Genomic DNA, 22416 nt, shown 5'->3' on the forward strand with positions numbered 1-22416 from the left:
AGTATTCAGTAGCGGGCAAAGCACCCACTACTCAATACTAAATCTTGATTATCCTTTATACTTTTCAGACAATTCTTTAGCCACCGTAGTTAAGGTGTCTATAACCTCATCTGTTAATTTACCCGCTTTAAGCGTATCTAAGGTATCTCTATGCTTTGCATTCAGATACTCTATATAATCTCTTTCAAACTCTTTTACTTTCTCTACAGGAACCGCTCTCAATAAGTTCTTAGAACCTGCATAGATAATAGCCACCTGGTCTTCTACCGTATAAGGATCGTTTTGAGCCTGCTTTAAGATCTCAACGTTACGCTTCCCTTTTTCGATTACATTCATGGTAGCTGCATCAAGGTCAGATCCGAACTTGGCGAATGCTTCCAGTTCACGGAACTGTGCCTGGTCTAATTTCAAAGTACCGGCTACTTTCTTCATTGATTTAATCTGAGCCGATCCTCCTACACGGGACACCGAAATACCAACGTTAATTGCCGGACGCACACCTGAATTAAATAAATCTGATTCTAAGAATATCTGTCCGTCAGTAATTGAAATCACGTTTGTCGGGATGTATGCAGAAACGTCACCGGCCTGAGTCTCAATAATCGGAAGCGCCGTTAAAGAACCGCCTCCTTTTACAACAGCCTTTAAAGATTCCGGTAAATCGTTCATGTTTTTGGCAATATCGTCATCAGCGATTACTTTCGCAGCACGCTCCAGCAAACGAGAGTGAAGGAAGAATACGTCACCAGGATATGCTTCACGGCCTGGAGGACGACGTAATAACAATGACAGCTCACGATATGCAACCGCCTGCTTAGATAAATCATCGTAAATGATTAATGCCGGACGACCGGTATCGCGGAAATACTCACCGATGGCAGCCCCGGCAAACGGAGCATATACCTGCATGGGAGCAGGATCTGAAGCGTTAGCGGCTACAATAGTCGTATACGCTAAAGCTCCTTTTTCTTCTAATGTTTTTGCAATAGCTGCAACTGTCGATGCTTTCTGCCCTACAGCCACATATATACAATATACAGGCTCACCTGCATCATAGAATTCTTTTTGATTTAAGATGGTATCGATACAAACTGTTGTTTTACCAGTCTGACGGTCTCCAATCACCAACTCACGTTGTCCTCTACCTACAGGGATCATTGCATCAATAGACTTGATACCTGTCTGTAATGGTTCGTTCACCGGTTGACGATAGATAACCCCCGGAGCTTTACGCTCTAATGGCATCTCGTACAATTCGCCTTCAATGGGTCCTTTACCGTCAATTGGGTTTCCTAAAGTATCAACCACGCGTCCTACAATTCCTTCACCGGTATTAATAGAAGCAATACGTTGTGTACGTTTTACCGTGTCTCCTTCCCTGATCTCTTTTGAAGGCCCTAATAATACGATACCTACGTTGTCTTCTTCCAAGTTAAGAACGATTCCCTGCATCCCGGTTTCGAACTCTACCAACTCACCATACTGTGCGTTAGAAAGACCAAATACACGGGCAACACCATCACCTACCTGCAAAACAGTTCCTACCTCGTCTAATTTAGCGGTAGCATCAAAATTTGATAGTTGCTTTTTTAATATTGCTGATACTTCAGCAGCTTTAACTTCTGCCATCTTAATTAAGTATTTAGATTAAAGGCGTTTTACTTAATTCGCCTATATTTTTTTATAAAATTTATTATAAGCTGTTTGAAAACGATCTTTTCAGAGCATTTAATTTATTAGCCACGCTTGCGTTGTACTGAATATCTCCCATGCGTAAAATAAATCCTCCGATGATGTTTTCATCTATTTTGTTCTCTAGTGTAACATCTTTACCGCTTAATTCCTTAACCTTTGCCAAAACCTTTTGTTCAAGCTCGCCGGTTAAAGGAATTGCCGTCGTCACAACTGCTACTTGCTTTCCTTTTTGCTCTTCGTAAAGAATTATATACTTCTCAGCTATAGACCCCAGGATATCAACTCTTTTATAATCGGACAACAGGTTAAACAACCCCTCACTTACCGTGTTGATTCCTTTAAAGATCTCTTTTAATGCTGCTACCTTTACATCAGATTTCACAATAGGATTTTCTAGCAAAGCCCTAAGATCACCACTTTCTGCAATTGTATTCTTAATTAGCTTCATATCGTCATTAACAGCTTCGGCTGCATTCTGATCGTTTGCCAATCCTATAATTGCTTTTGCGTAACGTATTGCTGCTCTGGATCCTGCCATCTGTTTCTTAATTATTTAAGGTAGTTACCTCTCCTAACATGTTTTCTACTAATGCGAACTGCTTGTCCTTATCGGATAATTCCGTTCTCACTACCTTCTCAGCAATCTCTACAGATAAAGAAGCTACCTGATTCTTAAGTTCGCTAAGTGCAGCTTGCTTTTCACTTTCAATAGCTGCCTGGGCCTGCTTGATCATTTTATCAGCTTCAACCTGAGCTTGCTCCTTAGCATCTGCTATCATCTTCTCCTTAACTTCACGGGCTTCTTTCAGGATCACCTCTCTTTCAGCGCGTGCCTCTTTCAAAAGCTTTTCATTATCGGCTTTTAAATTCTGCATTTCTTTTTTAGCCTCTTCGGCAGAAGCTAGTGCACTGTTAATAGATTCTTCCCTGCCTTTTACCGCTCCTAAAATTGGTTTCCAAGCATATTTGCGCAATAGCACAAAAAGAATCACAAAAATGACAAGTGACCAGAAGATCAAACTTTCAGGATGTGTAATATTCATTATAATAGATATTAAATAACGTTTCTTTACTTTCTTTTTAAGATCATGCTACAACCAACCGTTGCAGCATGGTCTTTTTTTGTCAAAAATTATTTTGCGATCAACGCAACAACCACTGCGAAAAGTGCAACACCCTCGATAAGTGCAGCAGCAATAATCATAGCAGTTTGAATTTTTGAAGCTGCTTCTGGTTGACGTGCAATTGCATCCATTGCAGAACCACCGATTTTACCGATACCTAAACCTGCACCGATTGCAGCTAATCCAGCTCCTATTCCAGCTAAAATCATAATAAAAGAATTTATAATAGTTATTAAATAAAACTCATTTTTAATGGTGGTCTTCTACTGCCTGCCCGATAAACAAAGCAGATAGCAACGTGAACACATACGCTTGTAATGCAGCTACCAACAATTCAAGTCCATACATAAATAGTGAGAACCCTATTGAGATTGGCGAAACCGCTGCCGATTCAAATATAAATATCAATGATACTAAACTCAGGATGATGATGTGTCCTGCTGTAATATTCGCAAACAAACGAATCATCAGTGCGAAAGGCTTTGTAAACATCCCCAATACCTCAACCGGTATCATAATAGGTAATAACCATTTTGGCACCCCCGGAGTTGCAAATATATGCCCCCAGTAATGCTTGTTACCATTAAATATAGTGATCAGGAATGTGATGGTTGCCAACACTCCGGTAAATAAAATATCGTTTGTTAATGTTCCCTGGAACGGGAAGAAAGGGATCAACCCGAATAAGTTTCCGATCCATATCAAGAAGAATACCGTCAGCAAATACGGCATAAACTTCTCATACTTTTTCTCACCGATGTTTGGTCTGGCAATATCGTCTCTAACGAAAACAACCAAAGGCTCCATAAAACCGGCCAGCCCCTTAGGTGCTTTATCATTCTTCTTGTATGAACGTGCTACCGGAATAAAGATCAACAACATCAATGCTGCTGTTATAAATAGCGTAAACACGTTTTTGGTAATTGAGAAGTTTAGAGGTCTTCGGTTAGTCGGATGATGGTTTTCATCATAAGTAACTCCACCATCTGCATTTAAATAAACAATCTCATCATGCACACGAACAAATTTTTGTCCTTTACGCTCTACAACAACCTTCCCTTCTTCATCATGATGAAACGCACTCGACATAAAAGTAACCAAGCCATTATCTGTCCATAAAATAACCGGAAGCGGCATTGAGATAGCATGCCCGTTCCAATCGGCAATATGAAATTCATGCGAATCTTTTATGTGGTGATCAATAAGCTCGTTAGCATTAAAAACTTCCTCTTCCTGAGCTTTTTCTCCATGTGTTTCTTCTTCGTGCTGGGCAAAACCAGTAAATGAAACAAACATTAACGCTAAAAGTGATAAACTCTTGATAGATTTCTGTGCTATCATCATACCTTTTCTTGATAAAAATAAATGGTCTCCAAAAATTTGGTGCAAAGGTACATTTTTTATTCACATTTTGAAGTTAACAACTATATTTTTTTAATCATTCTCCATTCAACGATGGATTCCTGATAGCTAAATAGTTAGTACCGCTATTTCAGCAATTTAACCGCGAACACCGTTTCAAAAAACAAAAACAGGAAATACGGTATAAAAAAAGCAGCTACATCGGCAATGGGTTCAGGCGCTTTTCCTTTAATCAGCGGCACTAAAAAAATTACTGCCGCAAACATTTTTAATCCGCTGCAAGCTAAAAAAGCAAAGCCGGTCTTTTCAGGCAGGTTTTTACTGACTGTCAAGACCGCAGTATATATAAGAAATGTTATTATAAAATGAAATGCATATATACTCCAGACACTATAATAGAATGTATATGATCCCGAGAGCTCTCTTACAGCAAAATAATGCAAAACTAAAAGTACGACGGTAAAAGGGATAAGTATCTTTAAAAAGTAGAGTAACTGATGTTTCATTAATTTCCGGGATAAATATGTCTTTTAGTTTTTGTCGGAATCGTTTTCTTCCTTTTTGTTAAGGGCCTTAACCTGTCTTACCACATTGTACAAAGCGGCAAAAACACTCAACAAGGAAAAAACAATGGTAAATGCTGAAAAATTATTAGGGTATTTTTCATCGAGCCAGACACCCAAATAGGTTCCGGCACCGATGACGATGGCCATCTGAAGGCCTATGTTAGAAAATTTTATCCAGTTATTAAGCTGATTTTTCCGATTCATTCTTTAACGATTTCACAGCATGCCCCTTCATGGCGCATGTAGCATTGAATGACGCTCCGGGTTCGACAGAAAGCTTCCCGATAATTACTTCACCCTCTATCAAAGCCGTAGCTTTTAGGCTTAATACCTCATCGACTTTTAGCGTTCCGTTAAACTTTCCTTCTATATCAGCATTCACACTCTCTGCTTTTCCGGAAATGTATCCTGTTTTACCGATCACCAACTTCCCTTTGGTCTTCACACTTCCTTCCAGTTCTCCGTCAATTCTGATATCTGAATCAGAGATAATATCTCCTTTTAACTTTGTGTTTGGAAGGATCCGGTTCGTTAATCCTGTTGGTTGTTCGGTTCTGTTTTTTTTCGATTCTGCAAACATGGTCAATATGGGCTTATATGGTTATTATTGATTTGGGTTAAATATCGCTCTAAACTCTTATGAATTTGTATGCTTTTATAATTGGGGGAGGAAATTACAAAATTTTCGTTTTCTATTAAATATAATTTATTGATTTTTAGCAACTCTGCAAATCCTTCCGCCCTAAGCTTTGAAATTAGTCCGTGAACGACTACAAACGACTGATGACGATCATAAATATCTTTTGAAACAGATAACTTATCATATTCGAGATCGTTTAAAGATTTTACAATCACCTTATACAACTCATTTATTCCTACGGTATCTTTTCTGGAAAAAGGATATATCAGCTTCCATTTCTTTGCAGTAGCATCGTCGTCAACCAATGTGTCTCTTTTCAATCGAGGAATTAAAGTTTCCAGCAATTGCTGCGCACTTTTGCCTTCGCTGTGACTTGGAAAATTAAGCGCAATGGTACTTAAACTTTTTTCGTACGTGTTAACACCATATAAACGCGCTTCTGCATGTGCTTTCAGCATGCTTAATTTCGGCACAATGTCGTCTCCGTTAAATTCACTAATATACCTGTCGGTTTCCACCAGCACTTTTTCATACTGTTCGTTTTCAAACGCTTTATACAGCCTGGCATATATATCTTGAGGACTATTATTACTTCCCTTTAAAACCGCCCTGGGATTCTGTAAAATTTTTGCATATCTCGACTCCGGATAGTGAAGAATAACATCGTTCTTGACTTCATCTGCCAAAACAGATCCATTCATCTCATAGATTTTATACAGGTTATATTTTGCGGGTAATATTAGTTTTTCTTCAGGTTGATTGCTTAATAATGATTCGAGCCTGTTTACCGCCAAACCATATTCCTGAAATTTTTCTTTATAGATCAGTCCTAACTGGTAATATGCAAAGTTTTGTTCGGCACGGATGCTATCTAATTCTTTTTCCCCTTTTGGCAGGCGGTCTGTATAGTAAACCGTTGTGTAAACACTTAAAGAGTCCGAGCCCGGGCTTGGAGTATCATTGCCAACAACAGCAACAGCAACGGCACGATCGCTCAGACGCCAGTTATCTTCAAGAGCCCTTGCCCCCCAATTCTTTCTGAATTCATTTTTACCATAACTGACCGTAAGATCATTATAAAAATAGAAAGTGGCTGCTTCCGACCTTTTAAATGTTCTACCCAGAAGACCCGTAGCCTTATTTTGGGCAGCTCTCAAAGCGGCAGTGCGTACTTGTTCTTCTTGTGCTTGTTCTATTGCCTTCAATGAATCGATATGCTGCTGATAATAAGCCTCTCTTTCTTTTTCCGGCAGCGAGACGACATATAAAATGCTATCGTTTCTCGAGAGGATCCTCTCATATTTGATAACATCATCAAGGTTCGCCCGCTTTTTTGACAGTATTCTGTGTTTTTTACTGGTTTCGGGAGTATTAACAAGTGTACTGTCATAATAAGCCCCGGCTTCTTTAAATTTATTGTCGTCAAAATTCAATTCAGCCAAAGCTTCGTAGTTGATTGAATTCAATATCTTATCAGGGCTGTTGGTTCTCAATGATTTATTAAAATAATGCGCCGCAGCCCCCGGAGCCCCCTGCTTCTGATAAAATATTGCCAACTGATGGTAAATCTTGTCCAGATAAGGTCTGTTCTCCCGGTTTTCTTCAAGGTCTTCCAACAAAGCGAGTACTGCTTCCTTATTTTCGGCAGTGACTTCCGTATTCTTTATTTTTTCGATAAACGCATTTATATAATACTCACGGGGTGTCCTTCGATTTAAATCAATTATCTTACCGAAAGCTATGTTTGCGCTGTCTTTATCACCTATAGTGTTGTACAGCTGACCTATAATAAAATTATATCGCCCTCTTTCTTCATTACTTCTTGTGTAATAAGACGCCAGCTTAAGCTTTTGTACTGCACTGTCCTTTTGTTCCAGGTTGATATATGCCTGTCCCATCATGGCATAGATATCCGCATAGTCCTGGTCTTTTATATTAACACTTTTTAAAAGACGTTTAAAATTTTTGAGCGCCAGTTCTTCGTACTCCATTCTAATATTGGTTTTCTCTCTCCAAATCTTAGCCTGGTTAATAATGTCGCTTCGGGTATATTTAGAAATAACATAATTGAAAGCCTCTAAAGCCGGCACAAAACGCTGATCGTAATACCGCGCCTTTCCCAATAGCAGATATGCTTCATCAGACTGAGGATTCTTTTCAACACCGTCAATATACATCCCGTGTTTCTGAATTGCTTTTACCGCTTTTTCTTCTGCCCTTTGAAAATCAGGGTTTATGGGTGCTCCCGTTAACCTGACCTCTTCAATAATCTCCATACGCTCTACAGGAAGAATATCCCAGTAATTATCGCGATAGCCTTCCTTCAGCGAACGAATCCCTTTTTCTAAAGCTACCTGGCCGTTATAAATAGCATTAAACTCGGCATTAAGTGCATGCCAGTTTCTGTTCACGAAAGCATCTTTTTTTGTTGAACAGCCAAATGCGCTTATTAAAATAAAAGATATGAGGTATTTAGAGTAGTCGTGCTTCAAGAGTGGGTGGTTTAGTTGATTAACTTGTTTTTAAACCAAATATTGTTAGGCTTGTAAAAATACATTTCTTTTTCATATAAATAAAAAAAGCCCGAAAATCGGGCCTGAATTAAAAGTAAATATCTAAAAACCCGGTTGATTTCTCTCCGGCAAACCATTCGGGAGTCATACGGAACCCCTCAAAACGTTTGTGCACATCCCGATTATCGGGTAAAATACGTCTCTAACTCTTGCAGGGTTTCTGTAGATGTTTTTATATCTCTTACCTTTTCCCCTTTATCCAAAACAACGACTCTTTCACAGACTTCAGTGACATGCATCAGATCATGACTGGAAATCAAGATTGTAACTTCTTTCCCGAAGGCCTGTTCTTTAATCAGTTTTTTTAATCGTATCTGGGTGGTTGGATCTAGATTGGCAAAAGGTTCGTCTAAAATAATCACCTCAGGATTCCCGATAAAAGACGCCACGATACCTGCTTTTTTCTGATTTCCTTTTGACAGGTCTCTCAGGTATTTTTTCCCGCCTAATATTTCCCCGTTGAAAAAATCTTCAAAAGGAGCCAGGAATGCATCAACATCGGCTTTGTTTTGCCCTCTTAATTCTCCAATAAAATAGAAATACTCTTCCGGCGTGAGGTAGCCGATCAGAAAACTTTCATCAATAAAAGCCGCTGTAAAAGGCTTCCATGCTTCGCTTTCATTAACTTTTATCTGATTATTTTCCACATACCCGGTGGTAGGTTTTATAAGGTCTAATAATAAGCTGAAAAAAGTAGTTTTACCGGCTCCATTATTTCCTACCAATCCAAAACTTTGCCCTTTGGGTATTTCGAGAAAGTCTATATTCAGAACGGTCGTCCCCGCATATTTTTTTGATAGCTCATTAACTATGATCATAACGAAAGTATCTTTTAGTTCTTCTGCTTGTAGGCAGCTATTGTTTTATATTTCTCTGTTTTGTATATCTTTTCGATGATATCAAACACCTTTTCCTTAAATGCAAATCCGAGCAACCCGGCAATGGCTACCAACAAATAGCCCAACATGGGTCCAACGGTATAATGTCCTGCAGCATATAAGGCCATAGGCAGCAACATTTTAGGGATGGTCAGTAAAATCGTTTTCAGGTTAAACGCCTGCTTATCTCCGAATGCCTTTTTATTGGAGGTGAGGTCTATCGGGGTTTTCACATAAGCACCTCCCCACAAAACCATATGACTGTTGACACCGATATTGTATATCGCAGCTACCAGAATAGCCAGGTACACTTCCAGTCCAAAGTATACGTAGAACGATGCCAATACTGTTGTGATTATAGTTGCAATTACAATCAACCACCATTTGGCATTAAGATAGTCGCGATACATTATGTTCTGACTCATCATGAGCTGGTAGTACGAGCTATCCCAGCTTGGAACATATTGCCCGAAAGTGAACAGAAACCCACCAGACACGAACAATCCTGCAAAGATTCTCCAAACGGGCCCTTCATAGGCTTCAACGGCTCCTGAGAAAAACAAGAGTCCGTAAAAAATGAAAGCCACACTCATTATTACGGCTGTTCTGGATCGTTTATTCCTCTTAATGAGCTTAAGGTCATTTTTCAGGAAGATAGCAATGCTCCCAAAACGGTTCAACCAATCGAAACTCTCTGTTTTAGCTTCTTGTTGCTTTTGTTTCAAGCCGCCATCTAAATACAATATGTTCTTAAAATACCTGAAAGCCGCCACATACATAGCCACCATGAACAAAACAGGAATTACTGTCAGATAAGGGGTACTGTATAATGCGTTGAAAACCGGCGCCGTATATATGGTAACATCAAATATCTGGTAATATTGTAATCCGAACAACAATACCAACAAGCCTAAGAACGAGTAAAAAACAGTATCGATATCGTTCAGAAACACATTTATAAAGTTATTGCAATATATTATGGTCAGGGCACTGACGGTCCACAAAATTACCTGTAACGGTGGATAGCCCTCTATGATCAATACAACAGCAAAAGGAATAAAAAAGAAATAATGAATAAAATTAAAAAACGATAATACGGTTTTCCACAAACTGAAGTGTACTATTTTTGCCTTACTGAAAGGCAGGTACAAAAGCGGTTTAATATTAACCACAGGCATTTTTTGCATCATATATTTAAATACCAGATCGACAAAGAAGTAGTAAATCAAAAAATGGTTGATGATCTGGAAAGGGTCTTGTTGTATCTTTTCTTCCAGGATATAATAGATCCCCCCGCCCAATACGGTAAACATCACGATCATGTACAGGGCAAAAAAGATGGTGATGATCTTGAAAAAAAGATTGGAACTCAGGGAGGCTGACCTGAAAAAAGACTTCCACTGAAGGGTAACAAAGTGCTTTAGCATTAGAAAATGGTTCGTTATTTCGATTCATTAGTATAAATAAATCTTAATCCGTTACATAAAAATACCAGGTTTATTATTTTTACCAAAAAATTAAAGATATGAGTCACTTTCACCCACTTAGGGTTAAACATATAGAACATATTACCCCCAATTCGGTAACTGTATCATTTGAAATACCAAATGACCTTAAAGATGAATTCAGATTTACCCCGGGTCAATATATCAACATAAGGAAAGAACTGAACGGAAAAGAACTTCGCCGTTCGTATTCTATCTGCTCTTCTGCCGGTAATGGAGATCTGACTATCGGAATTAAAAAAGTAGATTCAGGCTTGTTTTCACAATTTGCAAACAACGAACTTAAAAGTGGAGATGTTCTGGACATTTATCCTCCATTAGGACATTTTACATTCGACCCGGCTGAAAGCCGGAATAAGAACATTGCCGCATTTGCCGCCGGGAGCGGAATTACACCCATAATGAGTATTATGAAATCGGTTTTAGAAGAAACTGACGGCAACTTTATATTGGTATATGGTAATAAAAGCGCTGCCGAGACCATGTTCCACAAGGAGATCACAGAACTTATTGCTGAATATCCGGAACGGCTGAAGGTTTATTTCATCTATAGTCAGGAACAGGATGGAGAGAGCATGTTTGGCAGGGTAGAACGTTCGACAGTTAATTTTATTATTAATAATAAGCACAAAGACACTACCTTCGACGCCTATTATTTATGTGGTCCGGAAGCCATGATCCATACGGTATCTGACACCCTAACTGAAAAAGGGATCACAAAAGAGATGATCAGGTTTGAATTGTTTACTACTGCTGATGCAGATGAAGAAGATCTTTCTTCAATTCCCGAGGGCAAAACGAAGGTAAAAGTGATCGTTGATGATGAAGAGTTCGAATTTATTATGGACCACAAAGAACGGGTTCTGGATGCCGCTTTAAAAGAAGATATCGATGCGCCTTATTCATGTCAGGGAGGTATTTGCAGTAGCTGTATGGCGAAGTTAAAACAAGGAAAGGTTGAAATGGTGAAAAACCAGATCTTAACGGACAGTGAACTGGAAGAAGGCCTGATACTCACCTGTCAGTCTCATCCTCTTACAGATACCATTGTCGTAGATTATGACGATATATAACTAAAAAAGGACTTTTCTCAGTCCTTTTTAGTTATATTATTTAATGCTGCCCCAACACTAAACCTCCTATACCGGTATCATTTCCTCTTCCGCCTTTATAATTTTTGCGGGTTAACTTCCCCTCTATACAAAGTTCTTACTAAGGTTATGGCTCCAGCCCCCTGATTAAAAAAGTTTTAAAGATATTTTTTTAAAAAACACAGGCCTAACAAGCTCATTACAAGAACTCTGTACATTTTATGATATTTTCATTAAACAGAAATGAAGAAATGATCATGCTTCTTTATATTTTTGCAGTAATAAAACGGGATGTGGCGCAGTTGGTAGCGTACACGCATGGGGTGCGTGTGGTCGCTGGTTCGAGTCCAGTCATCCCGACTAGCCCCATTTCTAATGGGATCTAAACATCTTATAAACCCTCATTCATCACCTCACAACCCATAGTCTCCCGGCTTTGAGAAATAACCATTAAGTTACCACCTCCGAAGTCAGGAGGCTTCGGAGAGCACATATAACCAACATTTTCATGATCAAAACATACGTTGTGGACTAGGCAAAATACGATCTATTTTTAGTCCATCCACAAGTTTTGAAACTGATCCCCTATTTTCTACTCACACATGGCATTAAGATAAAAACTTAAATTTTGACCGCTTTTATTCCATTTATCCATTGCTTTTTCTCTTGAAAATGCTGTATGAATTGGCGAGCTTGCTGTCGCTATTGCAAAATATTTACTCTTTTCATCCGTTTTTACACTTTCAAGCCATTGTATGGTTACTGCTATTTCTTCAATGTCTTCTTTTAGATAGATATCATAAGGTTCTAAATCAACTTTAAACCATCCGTGAAAATTATCTTTAATTTCAAATACAATATTTTTATGTACTATTATTTCTGTAGGTATTCCATCTTCAATTTTATAAAAATTCACTCTGAACTTTAGGGATTTAAAGTTGTTTGAGGTGATATTAAAATTTAAATCTTTTATATGGCAGTTTCTTCTTAATTTAAATTTCATCCCCTTTTCTTTACTCAATCTATCATCTACATCTTTTTCATTGTATGAGTAAAAATTTGCATGAAACAAACCAATCCCTTTTGATGTCCTCCCTATTTTTTTAGACTTATACTTTACTTTTTCAGCACTTAGCACAACTTCATCCAGTTCCATGTTTTTAGATTGAAGGAGAATAGATCCTGTCAGGTTTTTCAAATCTGAAATCAAATATTTTTCCGCTTTATAACCGATATAAGAGAATATAACAGTGTCATTCAATCTCACTTTATGGTCTAAGTAAAGTTTGAAAACACCATTCTCATTAGAAACAGTTCCAACACTTTTGTCTTTAATGCCAATATTAACATAAGGAAGTGGTTCGTTATTTTCAGTACTAAGAACTTTTCCTGATATTATTTGTTCTTGAGCCTGAATAACCAATGTAAACATGATTAACAAAAATGTAACTTTTATTTTCATTCTTTTATTTTAAGAGGTTTATAAAACATTAAGGCTATTGACATCCTTTTACCTCTATTTTTAATAGAGAAAGGCAAAAGATTTTTTTACTTATCATCTTTACAATTACGTTCAACTACACTTTGAAAGTAAAATAAGACAATAAATAATAGTTTATAATGTTAAAAAAAGACAATTAACATATCTTTAATCAGACCCGACACACCTAGACAGGCAACGCTACTAAACAAAAGAGGGCTCGTACGAGCCCTCTTTATTCTTATTATTTATTCGGTATTACCTCCAATAGTCTGCAATCCATTTTGCCGGTCTCACATAGCGATACCACTTACCGCGGCCTCCTTTAATGGCCTTCGGAGGATTAATTTCACCGTGGAAAATAATTATTTTAGATCCCTCAGGAATGCTTGGCTTTTTCCATACCGCTAACGGGAACTTCGAAATACAATCGTATTTATAACTGGGACACCAAGGCTTCGGCCAGTAGTTGAGCATTCCTTTTTCGTGTACCGCCCAGGTTAAATACTCCTGCTCATTTCTATGTTGTTTTCTAATAGAATCAAAATTTTCAACAAAATAATCGAACACATAACCGTGCTTACCTATTTCGAATCTGTATACAGAAGAATTCCCGGTAATCCGCCATTGCTTTCTGTAGTCTTTAATAATCATAAACGGATTATCGTCTTCAAAGAAACAATCGATATTATCGACTATGACCACATCTAAATCTAAAAACAAAGCTGTTCCCTCCAATCCGTACAAATCCGACTTCAGCGTGGTCAGCTTTTTCCACATCCGCTCCGGAAGGTTTCCGGGGATATCAATTTCTGGAATGGGGAAACATTTAATATGATCATCTATTCCTTTTTCGTCGTCAGTAAAACAAACCATGGTAAAAGACAGATTCAAATTCCTTTTTACCATGCTATATAATCTGTTTACATAAGTGGCATCATAAAGTGTTCCCCACTTCATGCAAAATATATGAATGTCTTTATGCATCTGATCTTTTTTAGCATTCGTATCATTAACGATACTTTGAGTGCAAATATACCTTTTATTACTTATTTTTGAGGGAGATTCTCTTTATTGTATAAACGAACGCCATATGGAAATACATCATCTTGCTCAAAACAACTCTGTGCTCAAACACTTTCTGGCCGAGCTTAGAAATGTAAATATCCAACAGGATCGAATGCGGTTCAGAAAGAATATGGAGCGGGTCGGAGAGTTGCTTGCATACGAAATGAGCAAATCTTTTCATTATAAAGAAATTAATGTTGAAACGCCTTTGGGTTCAAAACAAACTCACGAAATTGATGAAGAACTGGTTATTTGCGGTATCTTCAGAGCAGGCCTGGCACTTCATCAGGGGTTCCTTAATTATTTCGATAATGCAGATAATGCTTTTATATCTGCTTACAGAAAGCATCATAAAAACAGTGATGCATTCGAAATAGAGGTAGAGTACCTTGCGTGTCCTGCGCTTGAAAACAAAACCTTAATACTTGTTGATCCGATGCTCGCAACCGGTCGTTCATTTGAAGCTGCTTACAAGGCCATTGAACAAACCGGTTCTCCAAAAAACATACATATAGCAGCTGTTGTCGCTACTCCCGAGGGGATTGAACATTTGGAAGAAACATTACGCCCGGACACTAAAATATGGATCGCAGATATCGATGAAAGATTAGATGAGAAGGACTATATTGTACCCGGTCTTGGAGATGCGGGAGATCTCTTATACGGATCTAAATTACAGCACTAATGCCAAAAACGGCATCAGAACAAATATCCATAAAACAGCTTCTTTTAACCACTTCGATTTTGTTGTTTGTAGGTAATTCGCAATAACCATTGCCAGCGGAAAAGCAATAAATATAAGTTCAGAAACATTTATATCTTCTGAAAAAACCGAAATCCCTATTCCTATGGTCAAAGCCACTACTACCAATGCCATTGCTTTTTGTGCCTTTGCCGAACGGATTTTTATATTCACCAAATACCCGATTAAAGCAAAAAAACCAATTACCAAAGTTGTTATTACCGGAACAGAAAAACTCGGGTTCTTATACTTGTCTATGTTAAACTCTATACGAAATGTAAAAATTTCTATCAGGCCGGTAATATTGTCGGTAAGAAAGTAGTATGTAAGAACAAAAAACAACACCATACCGCCCCCTACTATTGGCACCAGCCAGTTCCTGTAATCTTTGGCATCGTAAAACAGGACCCCTATGTAAACAAGCACCAGAAACAAGGCACTCCATTGATACCATAAAAAGGCCAGACCAACCAATAGAGATGCATCAAAAAGTTTTTGTTTAATCGCCAGGTTGGTTCGGAGGCTCATAAGTCTCCTTATCACTAATAGTATAAAAAAATTAGCGATTACAAACTTACCGCTTTGCAATATTGGCGGGTACATACATAACAACAATACATACAACAGGATAGGGTATGAGTTATTTCGGGATAGATTGTTCTTCTTACTGATAAAATCTACTAACAACGCACTCAGAATAAGCAATAGACACAGGCCGGATTTTTCGAGCCATTCAATCCCTTTTAAAGCATGGTGAAAAACAAATAACTGAACACCCCAGAAGTACAGAAATAAAAAAATTCCAATAAAAATTAAATTTATAGGTTTTGTTTTTCCAAAAATGCTTGAAATCATGTTGTGTTTTTATACTTTTGCAATGTAAAATTAATATAACTTTTTACTGATGAGAGATTTTTTTGAAGGTATTCAATATTTGTTTGAAGATATTTTATTTGTTCCTTTAAACAGTTTACGTTTTATGCATAGCTGGTGGGGTTCTAACGCCATTAACTGGATCTTTATCATAATAGGCATGGTAGCCCTTGTATATTGGGTTCTTCAATTGAAGAAATTTAACGACAATAACGAAGAGAACAAAGACGTAACGGCACATTCGTACCTATAAGTCTTTTCCTTTTTAAAATATTTTACCGAAGCAGATCGCTTCGGTTATTTTCTATGATACCCTTTCGATGTCGAAAGGGTATTTTTATGAATATGAGGTACCAAAAGAGGCTGAATTTTAAGTTAAAACCTAATCATTCAGCCTCTTCATTTTTCATGTATCTAAGTTAAAGATTACAGGTCAAACCCCAGATCGGTTCTGTAATACATCTTATCAAAATCTAATTTCTTCACATTGCTATAAGACTTCTCCAGAGCCTCTTTAAAGTTGGTCCCATAAGAAGTTACAGCAATAACACGCCCACCGGAAGTGAGCACTTTATTTCCTTCCAGTTTCGTTCCGGCATGGAACACAACGGAATCTTCAATAGTATCTATCCCTGTAATCTCTTTTCCTTTTTCATAGGCTTCAGGATATCCTCCGGACACCACCATTATAGTAGTTGCAGATCTATCGTCTATTTCTAGTGTTACTTCATCTAATCTTTGTGTTGCAACTGCCTGGAACAGATCAACTAAATCATTTTTAACGCGCGGTAAAACTACTTCGGTCTCCGGATCGCCCATACGTACATTGTATTCAATTACATAAGGCTCATTATCTACTTTCATTAAGCCGATAAATACAAAGCCCTTGTATGGAATACCGTCTTTACGAAAACCGTCTACCGTTGGTTTTACGATACGATCTTCGACTTTCCGCATAAACTCATCATTTGCAAAAGGAACCGGCGAAACAGCCCCCATGCCTCCTGTATTTAATCCTGTATCTCCTTCACCTATGCGTTTGTAGTCCTTTGCATTAGGCAACACTACATAGTTCTTACCATCGGTAAGCACAAATACGCTAAGTTCTATTCCTTTTAAAAACTCTTCAATAACCACCTTCGTGCTCGCAGCTCCAAATTTGGCATCGACCAGCATATTTTTAAGTTCTGCTTTTGCTTCTTCGAGCTTATCGATAATCAGTACCCCTTTTCCGGCAGCAAGCCCATCTGCTTTTAAAACATATGGTGGTTTTAAACTTTCTAAAAAATCATACCCTGCTTCCAGGTTATCTGCGGTAAAACTTTGGTATGCGGCTGTCGGCACTTTATGGCGTGACATAAATTCTTTGGCAACTTCTTTACTTCCTTCTAATGCTGCCCCTGCTTTTTGCGGTCCGATCACCGGAATATTCTTTAAAGCCTCGTCCTGTAGAAAAAAGTCTGCTACTCCTTGTACCAAAGGGTCTTCCGGGCCTACTACAACCATGTTCACATCATTGGCAACTACAAACTCTTTTATAGCCTCAAAATCGGTTACCCCAATATTTACATTCGTAGCTATTTGCGCTGTTCCGGCATTTCCCGGAGCCACATATAAATTACCGATTTTAGGACTTTGTGCTATTTTCCAAGTAAATGTATGTTCTCTTCCTCCAGAACCTAGGATAAGGATATTCATGTCTTATTTAATTAAAAATGAAAATGATTTGGCAAAATTAAGGCTTTATAGTGTGATAGCGTAATTTAATTTTGCCCTATTATCAGAAAGCTTACTTTTTGTTATGCATAGAAAAGTCTTTATGTTCTTTTTTATAAAGCTCTTCAGAAGACAGGGATTTAAAATACTCATAGGTAATCCGCATGCCTTCCTCTCTTTCTACTTTTGGTTCCCAGTCTAAAACCTCCTTGGCCTTCGATATATCGGGTTGTCTTTGCATCGGGTCGTCTTGAGGCAGCGGCTTGTATACCACTTTCTGGCCTGTTCCGGTAAGTTTAATGATTTCTTCAGCAAAATCCTTGATGGTAATTTCGTCCGGATTTCCGATATTAACCGGAAGGTGCTCCTTGCTCATCAGCAAGCGATAGATACCTTCCACCTGGTCGTCTACATAACAAAACGATCTTGTCTGCAATCCATCGCCGAAGATCGTCAGGTCTTCGCCCCGAAGGGCCTGGCCTATGAAAGCAGGGATAACCCTGCCGTCATTTAAACGCATCCTCGGCCCGTAGGTATTAAAGATCCGAACAATACGGGTATCCAGACCATGAAAACGATGATAAGCCATCGTAATAGATTCCATAAATCTTTTAGCCTCGTCATAAACTCCACGCGGGCCAATAGTACTTACGTTCCCATAGTAATCTTCTGATTGCGGATGTACCAGCGGATCTCCATATACTTCAGAAGTTGAGGCTATCAGAATCCTGGCATCCTTTTCTTTTGCCAATCCGAGAAGGTTATGGGTGCCTAAAGCTCCTACCTTAAGAGTCTGAATCGGTATTTTCAAATAGTCGATAGGACTTGCTGGTGAAGCAAAATGCAGAATATAGTCCAGTTTACCCGGAACATGAACAAACTTGGTTACATCGTGATGATAGAATTCAAAATTCTCCTGTTTGAACAAGTGCTCTATATTTTTAAGATCGCCGGTAATAAGATTATCCATCCCTATTACATAAAACCCTTCCTTGATAAATCTATCACACAGATGTGATCCTAAAAAACCGGCTGCGCCGGTAATGAGTACTCTTTTCATTAGTATTATTTATGCTCCTTCGCCTATTTTGTAATATACAAAGCCTATTTCTTTTAATTTTTGCTTGTCTAAGATACCTCTTCCGTCAAAAACAAAAGCAGGTTTCTGCATGTTATTATATATCTTTTGCCAATCATAGGTCTTAAATGCATCCCACTCGGTAAGTACGGCTATAGCGTGCGCTCCCTTACAGGCTTCATATGGATCTTGATGTACTTTTAATCCTTTTCTGTTTTCTTCTGAAGCCCTGGTATTTAAATAATCGAGGTCGGCATACATCCGCTCTTCCACCACTTTAGGATCGTACACATGTACTGCTGATTGTTCGTTCAACAGGTCGTCGGCTACATAAATAGCCGCTGATTCCCTGGTATCGTTGGTATCTTTTTTAAAAGCCCATCCGAGGAAGGCGATCTTCTTGCCTGAAACTGTATTATACAAGGTGCTCACGATATTATCGGCAAAACGTCTTTTCTGGTGGTCGTTCATCATGATCACCTGCTCCCAATAGTCTGCTACTTCATTCAAACCATAGGTTTTGGCTATATATACCAGGTTAAGAATGTCTTTCTGGAAACATGATCCTCCAAATCCTACGGAGGCCTTTAAGAATTTTGGTCCTATACGGCTGTCCATTCCGATAGCCTTGGCCACTTCGTTTACATCTGCTCCTGTTTTTTCACATAGCTCCGACATCGCATTGATAGAAGAAACACGTTGTGCCAAAAAGGCATTGGCTGTGAGCTTTGACAGTTCGGAAGACCAGATGTTCGTCGTCAGGATCTGTGCTTGCGGCACCCAGCTTGCATACACATCAACCAACGCCTGAATAGCTTCCTCACCCTCAGCAGTAGTATCTCCACCGATCAATACTCTGTCCGGGTTCATCAGGTCGGCTATAGCCGTCCCTTCTGCTAAAAACTCCGGATTGGACAGTATCTGAAATTTTATTCCGTTTCCGTTGCCTGTGTTATCGAGTATATTTTTAATAGCTGATGCCGTTCGTACGGGAAGGGTAGATTTTTCTACTACAATTTTATCGTCTTTAGCTACACGTGCAATCTGACGTGCGCATAGTTCTATATATTTCAGATCGGCTGCCATCCCTTTTCCTTTACCGTAGGTTTTGGTTGGTGTGTTTACCGATATAAAGATCATTTCTGCCTCATCGATGGCTTTATCTACTTCGGTAGAGAAGAAAAGGTTTCGGCCACGGGCTTCAGCCACTACGGTATCTAATCCTGGTTCATAAACCGGTAATTTAGACAGATCTTTATCGTTCCACGCAGCAATACGGGCTTCATTGATATCTACAACCGTTACTTTTATATCCGGACATTTCTGTGCGATAACCGCCATGGTAGGGCCTCCTACGTAGCCGGCTCCAATACAACAAATGTTTTTTATTTTCATGATTTTAAATATTTTTATTTACTATATCTCAACCAATTAAAAACAAAGGAGGTTATAAAATCCTTTTTTGGTCAGATCGTCCGATCGACCTAAGTTTCCTGATGTCCGTTCCTTCTGAACAAGATTTGAAACAGCTTTATAATTTACGGCTGATAAAAGTACTATAATTCTATTCTACTACAAACAAAGCTGATTAAAGGCAGGAATTTTCTATGAATCGTTTTTTATTTAACTGACTCTGTTTGTTGCTTTTAAAACACTGTATTCCGGTCGCTTAGCTAACGTTCTAAACGATCCTTTTCTAAGTGTTATCTTGTTTTCCAATTGGTGTTCTTTTAAAATGGAAAAGGCAAAATCGAACCAGGTCATTACCTCAGCATCAGCAAAATGACAGACTCCATAACTGCCGCCGGATTGTATCAATTTAAAAATATACCTGCATAAACTTTCCGTATTGGTAGGGCTTCCGGTTTGTTCATCGGTTATTATCAGCTCTGATCCGGTTCGCGCTTTATTAAGGATTGTTCGATAAAAATTCTTTCCATACTTTTTGCTGTACAACCAGGATGTTCGGACAATAAAAAACTGATCGATCATGCTTTGAATAATTTTTTCACCCTCGAGTTTGGACTTTCCGTAAACGTTTATCGGATTGGTTGCATCAGACGGCAAATACGGAGTACTTTTTTGTCCGTCGAAAACATAATCCGTAGATATATGAATCAAGGATGCACCGGTATTTTTGCATGCCTTTACAACATTTTCAACCCCTTTTACATTCACCGCATATGCTTTTTCAGGTTCTCTTTCTGAATTCTCCACATCTGTGTACGCCGCCGTATTTATACAGATATAAGGCTGTTCGCGAGTGAAAGCTTCCAATACTTTATTTTCATCAGTAATATCCAGCTCTTCAGAAGAAAAGAAGGCAAATTCATAACCGGAACACTCATCCTGTAATTCCCGGATGGTTCTTCCAAGCTGTCCATGACCCCCGGTAACTAAAATCTTCCTCATAGGCGGGCATCTTTTAATTTAGGCAGGGATGCATCGCGGTCAGAAAGTATGATCTCATCTTTCGGCAACATCCAGTCAATGTTAATATCCGGATCATTATATACAACTCCCCCTTCGGCTTCCTTCTGATAAAAACTATCACATTTGTAAAAGAACTCAGCCGTTTCACTGAGTGTTATAAAGCCATGAGCAAACCCTTTGGGAATAAAAACCTGCTTTTTGTTTTCATCGGATAACTCGACAGCTATATAATCTCCAAATGTCGGTGAATCTTTTCTCAGGTCTACTGCTACATCAAGTACTCTGCCTCTTAGCACTCTTACCAGTTTGGCCTGTGCGTATGCTCCGACTTGATAATGAAGTGCCCTGACGACCCCTTTATACGAACACGACTGGTTGTCCTGAACAAAATCTACTTTTTCCCCAATAGCCGCTTCAAATTCCTGTTGATTAAAGCTTTCAAAAAAACAGCCTCTATGGTCATGGTATACACGGGGTTCTATTATATAACACCCTTTTAACTTCGTTTCCGTAACTTTCATTATTGATGTTAATCGTTTTCTTTAAGCATTCCTAACAGGTTCTTCCCGTACCCGCTCTTTAAAAGCGGCTCTGCAAGCTTTTTGAACCGGGTGGAATCGATATACCCCATTTCGTATGCCGCTGCTTCTATGGAGCCTATTTTGAGTCCCTGACGTTCTTCTATAACCTCAACAAACTGAGAAGCCTGCATCAGCGATTGAAAAGTACCTGTATCTAACCAGGCTGTCCCCCTGTCTAAAATACTCACTTTAAGTTTGCCCCTTTTTAAATATTCTTTATTCACATCTGTAATTTCCAGTTCCCTGCGTTTACTCGGCTGAATATTTTTGGCGATGGCCACAACATCATTATCATAGAAATAAATTCCGGGAACTACATAATTCGATTTCGGATTTTCCGGCTTTTCTTCTATCGAGATAACCTTCCCTGTTTTATCAAATTCGACCACGCCGTATCTATTTGGATTGTGAACATGATAGGCATATATAATCCCTCCGTCGGGGTCGTTATTTTTCTGTAGCAATTCAGATAACCCGGCTCCGTAAAAGATATTATCTCCTAAAATCAGTGCCACTTTGCTGTTTCCTATAAACCTTTCACCAATAATGAAGGCTTCTGCCAGTCCGTTGGGTTCTTCCTGTACTTCATATTCAAATGAACAGCCAAACTTTTTACCGTCTCCCAGTAATCTTTTAAATAAAGGGAGGTCGTCCGGTGTTGATATGATTAATATTTCTCTTATCCCTGCATACATAAGCGTAGACAACGGGTAGTAAATCATGGGCTTGTCGTAAACAGGCATCAGCTGTTTGCTAACACTTAGTGTTATCGGGTGTAAACGCGTGCCGGAACCTCCTGCCAGAATTATTCCTTTCATTTATAGTGATGGTGTTATCGAGTTATGCTGTTATCAAGTTATGGTGTTACGCTGTGATACTTCCTGGTTTAGAATACATTCATAATTTTAGTTCTTTATAACTTCATAACCTGGTCACTGCATAACATCGTAACTGTTTTCGTGATGCTGTTACCTTGTTACCGAGTTATGGTGTTACGCTGTGATACTTCCT

The 22416-nt window shown here is 38.6% G+C and carries 23 protein-coding genes and 1 tRNA gene; 4 read left to right on the forward strand and 20 right to left on the reverse strand.

The window, feature by feature from the left end; translation table 11 throughout:
• Positions 1 to 48: 48 nt before the first annotated feature.
• The 11 genes from atpA to MQE36_RS04935 form a co-directional block, all read right to left on the reverse strand.
• Positions 49 to 1629, reverse strand: a complete 1581-nt coding sequence (atpA, locus tag MQE36_RS04885; protein ID WP_242938057.1) for a F0F1 ATP synthase subunit alpha — start codon at positions 1627 to 1629, stop codon at positions 49 to 51.
• A gap of 64 nt (positions 1630 to 1693) precedes the next feature.
• On the reverse strand, positions 1694 to 2233 hold the full coding sequence (atpH, locus tag MQE36_RS04890) for an ATP synthase F1 subunit delta (RefSeq protein WP_242938058.1): 540 nt from the start codon (positions 2231 to 2233) through the stop codon (positions 1694 to 1696).
• Positions 2234 to 2240: 7 nt separating this feature from the next.
• The gene (locus MQE36_RS04895) at positions 2241 to 2738 is read right to left on the reverse strand and encodes a F0F1 ATP synthase subunit B (RefSeq protein WP_242938059.1); all 498 of its coding nucleotides are present in this window, start codon (positions 2736 to 2738) and stop codon (positions 2241 to 2243) included.
• Positions 2739 to 2827: 89 nt separating this feature from the next.
• Positions 2828 to 3028, reverse strand: a complete 201-nt coding sequence (gene atpE, locus MQE36_RS04900) for an ATP synthase F0 subunit C (RefSeq protein WP_008611555.1) — start codon at positions 3026 to 3028, stop codon at positions 2828 to 2830.
• A gap of 40 nt (positions 3029 to 3068) precedes the next feature.
• The gene (gene atpB, locus MQE36_RS04905; protein WP_242938815.1) at positions 3069 to 4160 is read right to left on the reverse strand and encodes a F0F1 ATP synthase subunit A; all 1092 of its coding nucleotides are present in this window, start codon (positions 4158 to 4160) and stop codon (positions 3069 to 3071) included.
• A gap of 146 nt (positions 4161 to 4306) precedes the next feature.
• The gene (locus MQE36_RS04910) at positions 4307 to 4687 is read right to left on the reverse strand and encodes a hypothetical protein (RefSeq protein WP_242938060.1); all 381 of its coding nucleotides are present in this window, start codon (positions 4685 to 4687) and stop codon (positions 4307 to 4309) included.
• Positions 4688 to 4711: 24 nt separating this feature from the next.
• Positions 4712 to 4951, reverse strand: coding sequence for an AtpZ/AtpI family protein (locus MQE36_RS04915; protein ID WP_242938061.1), 240 nt, complete (start codon positions 4949 to 4951; stop codon positions 4712 to 4714).
• Positions 4929 to 5327, reverse strand: a complete 399-nt coding sequence (locus MQE36_RS04920) for a bactofilin family protein (protein ID WP_242938062.1) — start codon at positions 5325 to 5327, stop codon at positions 4929 to 4931. Before MQE36_RS04920 ends, MQE36_RS04915 begins: the two co-directional genes overlap by 23 nt.
• Before the next feature lie 2 nt (positions 5328 to 5329).
• Positions 5330 to 7879 carry a type IX secretion system periplasmic lipoprotein PorW/SprE gene (gene porW, locus MQE36_RS04925; protein ID WP_242938063.1) on the reverse strand — a complete coding sequence of 850 codons (2550 nt, stop codon included), beginning with the start codon at positions 7877 to 7879 and terminating at the stop codon, positions 5330 to 5332.
• A gap of 203 nt (positions 7880 to 8082) precedes the next feature.
• Entirely contained in the window at positions 8083 to 8778 is a 696-nt protein-coding gene (locus MQE36_RS04930) for an ABC transporter ATP-binding protein (RefSeq protein WP_242938064.1), read from the reverse strand.
• Between the two features lie 14 nt (positions 8779 to 8792).
• Positions 8793 to 10265, reverse strand: coding sequence for a DUF5687 family protein (locus tag MQE36_RS04935; protein WP_242938065.1), 1473 nt, complete (start codon positions 10263 to 10265; stop codon positions 8793 to 8795).
• 98 nt (positions 10266 to 10363) lie between these two features.
• Between MQE36_RS04935 and MQE36_RS04940 the strand changes: the two genes are divergently transcribed.
• Together MQE36_RS04940 and MQE36_RS04945 are read left to right on the forward strand one after the other, a co-directional pair.
• The gene (locus tag MQE36_RS04940; protein ID WP_242938066.1) at positions 10364 to 11416 is read left to right on the forward strand and encodes a ferredoxin--NADP reductase; all 1053 of its coding nucleotides are present in this window, start codon (positions 10364 to 10366) and stop codon (positions 11414 to 11416) included.
• 305 nt (positions 11417 to 11721) lie between these two features.
• A tRNA-Pro gene (locus MQE36_RS04945) sits at positions 11722 to 11794 on the forward strand.
• A 232-nt stretch (positions 11795 to 12026) separates the two neighbouring features.
• Here MQE36_RS04945 and MQE36_RS04950 read toward each other — a convergent pair.
• Positions 12027 to 12896, reverse strand: coding sequence for a carboxypeptidase-like regulatory domain-containing protein (locus tag MQE36_RS04950; RefSeq protein ID WP_242938067.1), 870 nt, complete (start codon positions 12894 to 12896; stop codon positions 12027 to 12029).
• A 276-nt stretch (positions 12897 to 13172) separates the two neighbouring features.
• Positions 13173 to 13901 carry a glycosyltransferase gene (locus MQE36_RS04955; protein ID WP_242938068.1) on the reverse strand — a complete coding sequence of 243 codons (729 nt, stop codon included), beginning with the start codon at positions 13899 to 13901 and terminating at the stop codon, positions 13173 to 13175.
• Positions 13902 to 14007: 106 nt separating this feature from the next.
• Between MQE36_RS04955 and upp the strand changes: the two genes are divergently transcribed.
• Positions 14008 to 14667 (forward strand): uracil phosphoribosyltransferase, encoded by a 660-nt coding sequence (upp, locus tag MQE36_RS04960; RefSeq protein ID WP_242938069.1) that lies wholly within the window; start codon positions 14008 to 14010, stop codon positions 14665 to 14667.
• On the opposite strand, the gene MQE36_RS04965 is transcribed toward upp, so the two are convergent.
• The gene (locus MQE36_RS04965; protein ID WP_242938070.1) at positions 14656 to 15579 is read right to left on the reverse strand and encodes a DUF6427 family protein; all 924 of its coding nucleotides are present in this window, start codon (positions 15577 to 15579) and stop codon (positions 14656 to 14658) included. The genes upp and MQE36_RS04965 overlap by 12 nt on opposite strands.
• Before the next feature lie 49 nt (positions 15580 to 15628).
• On the opposite strand from MQE36_RS04965, the gene MQE36_RS04970 reads away from it, so the two are divergent.
• Positions 15629 to 15850: a DUF6341 family protein gene (locus MQE36_RS04970; protein ID WP_242938071.1), complete on the forward strand. Its 222-nt coding sequence runs from the start codon at positions 15629 to 15631 to the stop codon at positions 15848 to 15850.
• Positions 15851 to 16023: 173 nt separating this feature from the next.
• Here the strand turns inward: MQE36_RS04970 and purD are convergent, their stop codons facing one another.
• From purD to rfbA, 6 genes are all read right to left on the reverse strand, one after another.
• Positions 16024 to 17295 carry a phosphoribosylamine--glycine ligase gene (purD, locus tag MQE36_RS04975; protein WP_242938072.1) on the reverse strand — a complete coding sequence of 424 codons (1272 nt, stop codon included), beginning with the start codon at positions 17293 to 17295 and terminating at the stop codon, positions 16024 to 16026.
• Between the two features lie 91 nt (positions 17296 to 17386).
• On the reverse strand, positions 17387 to 18373 hold the full coding sequence (locus MQE36_RS04980) for a UDP-glucuronic acid decarboxylase family protein (protein WP_242938073.1): 987 nt from the start codon (positions 18371 to 18373) through the stop codon (positions 17387 to 17389).
• A 9-nt stretch (positions 18374 to 18382) separates the two neighbouring features.
• Complete coding sequence (locus MQE36_RS04985) at positions 18383 to 19786, reverse strand: UDP-glucose 6-dehydrogenase (protein ID WP_242938074.1); 1404 nt, start codon at positions 19784 to 19786, stop codon at positions 18383 to 18385.
• Between the two features lie 228 nt (positions 19787 to 20014).
• Positions 20015 to 20803 (reverse strand): dTDP-4-dehydrorhamnose reductase, encoded by a 789-nt coding sequence (gene rfbD, locus MQE36_RS04990; RefSeq protein WP_242938075.1) that lies wholly within the window; start codon positions 20801 to 20803, stop codon positions 20015 to 20017.
• Entirely contained in the window at positions 20800 to 21345 is a 546-nt protein-coding gene (rfbC, locus tag MQE36_RS04995) for a dTDP-4-dehydrorhamnose 3,5-epimerase (RefSeq protein ID WP_242938076.1), read from the reverse strand. Before rfbC ends, rfbD begins: the two co-directional genes overlap by 4 nt.
• Before the next feature lie 8 nt (positions 21346 to 21353).
• A complete protein-coding gene (gene rfbA, locus MQE36_RS05000) occupies positions 21354 to 22223 on the reverse strand; it encodes a glucose-1-phosphate thymidylyltransferase RfbA (protein ID WP_242938077.1) in 870 nt (289 codons plus the stop codon).
• Between the last annotated feature and the right edge of the window lie 193 nt (positions 22224 to 22416).

The organism is Zhouia spongiae (assembly GCF_022760175.1).
GTDB lineage: Bacteria > Bacteroidota > Bacteroidia > Flavobacteriales > Flavobacteriaceae > Zhouia > Zhouia spongiae.

What these genes read in the sequence shown, in the direction of transcription:
- atpA (WP_242938057.1), bottom strand. Translation starts at nt 1,629, where the DNA reads ATGGCAGAAGTTAAAGCTGCTGAAGTATCAGCAATATTAAAAAAGCAA.
- atpH (WP_242938058.1), bottom strand. Translation starts at nt 2,233, where the DNA reads ATGGCAGGATCCAGAGCAGCAATACGTTACGCAAAAGCAATTATAGGA.
- MQE36_RS04895 (WP_242938059.1), bottom strand. Translation starts at nt 2,738, where the DNA reads ATGAATATTACACATCCTGAAAGTTTGATCTTCTGGTCACTTGTCATT.
- atpE (WP_008611555.1), bottom strand. Translation starts at nt 3,028, where the DNA reads ATGATTTTAGCTGGAATAGGAGCTGGATTAGCTGCAATCGGTGCAGGT.
- atpB (WP_242938815.1), bottom strand. Translation starts at nt 4,160, where the DNA reads ATGATAGCACAGAAATCTATCAAGAGTTTATCACTTTTAGCGTTAATG.
- MQE36_RS04910 (WP_242938060.1), bottom strand. Translation starts at nt 4,687, where the DNA reads ATGAAACATCAGTTACTCTACTTTTTAAAGATACTTATCCCTTTTACC.
- MQE36_RS04915 (WP_242938061.1), bottom strand. Translation starts at nt 4,951, where the DNA reads ATGAATCGGAAAAATCAGCTTAATAACTGGATAAAATTTTCTAACATA.
- MQE36_RS04920 (WP_242938062.1), bottom strand. Translation starts at nt 5,327, where the DNA reads ATGTTTGCAGAATCGAAAAAAAACAGAACCGAACAACCAACAGGATTA.
- MQE36_RS04930 (WP_242938064.1), bottom strand. Translation starts at nt 8,778, where the DNA reads ATGATCATAGTTAATGAGCTATCAAAAAAATATGCGGGGACGACCGTT.
- MQE36_RS04935 (WP_242938065.1), bottom strand. Translation starts at nt 10,265, where the DNA reads ATGCTAAAGCACTTTGTTACCCTTCAGTGGAAGTCTTTTTTCAGGTCA.
- MQE36_RS04940 (WP_242938066.1), top strand. Translation starts at nt 10,364, where the DNA reads ATGAGTCACTTTCACCCACTTAGGGTTAAACATATAGAACATATTACC.
- MQE36_RS04950 (WP_242938067.1), bottom strand. Translation starts at nt 12,896, where the DNA reads ATGAAAATAAAAGTTACATTTTTGTTAATCATGTTTACATTGGTTATT.
- MQE36_RS04955 (WP_242938068.1), bottom strand. Translation starts at nt 13,901, where the DNA reads ATGCATAAAGACATTCATATATTTTGCATGAAGTGGGGAACACTTTAT.
- upp (WP_242938069.1), top strand. Translation starts at nt 14,008, where the DNA reads ATGGAAATACATCATCTTGCTCAAAACAACTCTGTGCTCAAACACTTT.
- MQE36_RS04965 (WP_242938070.1), bottom strand. Translation starts at nt 15,579, where the DNA reads ATGATTTCAAGCATTTTTGGAAAAACAAAACCTATAAATTTAATTTTT.
- MQE36_RS04970 (WP_242938071.1), top strand. Translation starts at nt 15,629, where the DNA reads ATGAGAGATTTTTTTGAAGGTATTCAATATTTGTTTGAAGATATTTTA.
- purD (WP_242938072.1), bottom strand. Translation starts at nt 17,295, where the DNA reads ATGAATATCCTTATCCTAGGTTCTGGAGGAAGAGAACATACATTTACT.
- MQE36_RS04980 (WP_242938073.1), bottom strand. Translation starts at nt 18,373, where the DNA reads ATGAAAAGAGTACTCATTACCGGCGCAGCCGGTTTTTTAGGATCACAT.
- MQE36_RS04985 (WP_242938074.1), bottom strand. Translation starts at nt 19,786, where the DNA reads ATGAAAATAAAAAACATTTGTTGTATTGGAGCCGGCTACGTAGGAGGC.
- rfbD (WP_242938075.1), bottom strand. Translation starts at nt 20,803, where the DNA reads ATGAGGAAGATTTTAGTTACCGGGGGTCATGGACAGCTTGGAAGAACC.
- rfbC (WP_242938076.1), bottom strand. Translation starts at nt 21,345, where the DNA reads ATGAAAGTTACGGAAACGAAGTTAAAAGGGTGTTATATAATAGAACCC.
- rfbA (WP_242938077.1), bottom strand. Translation starts at nt 22,223, where the DNA reads ATGAAAGGAATAATTCTGGCAGGAGGTTCCGGCACGCGTTTACACCCG.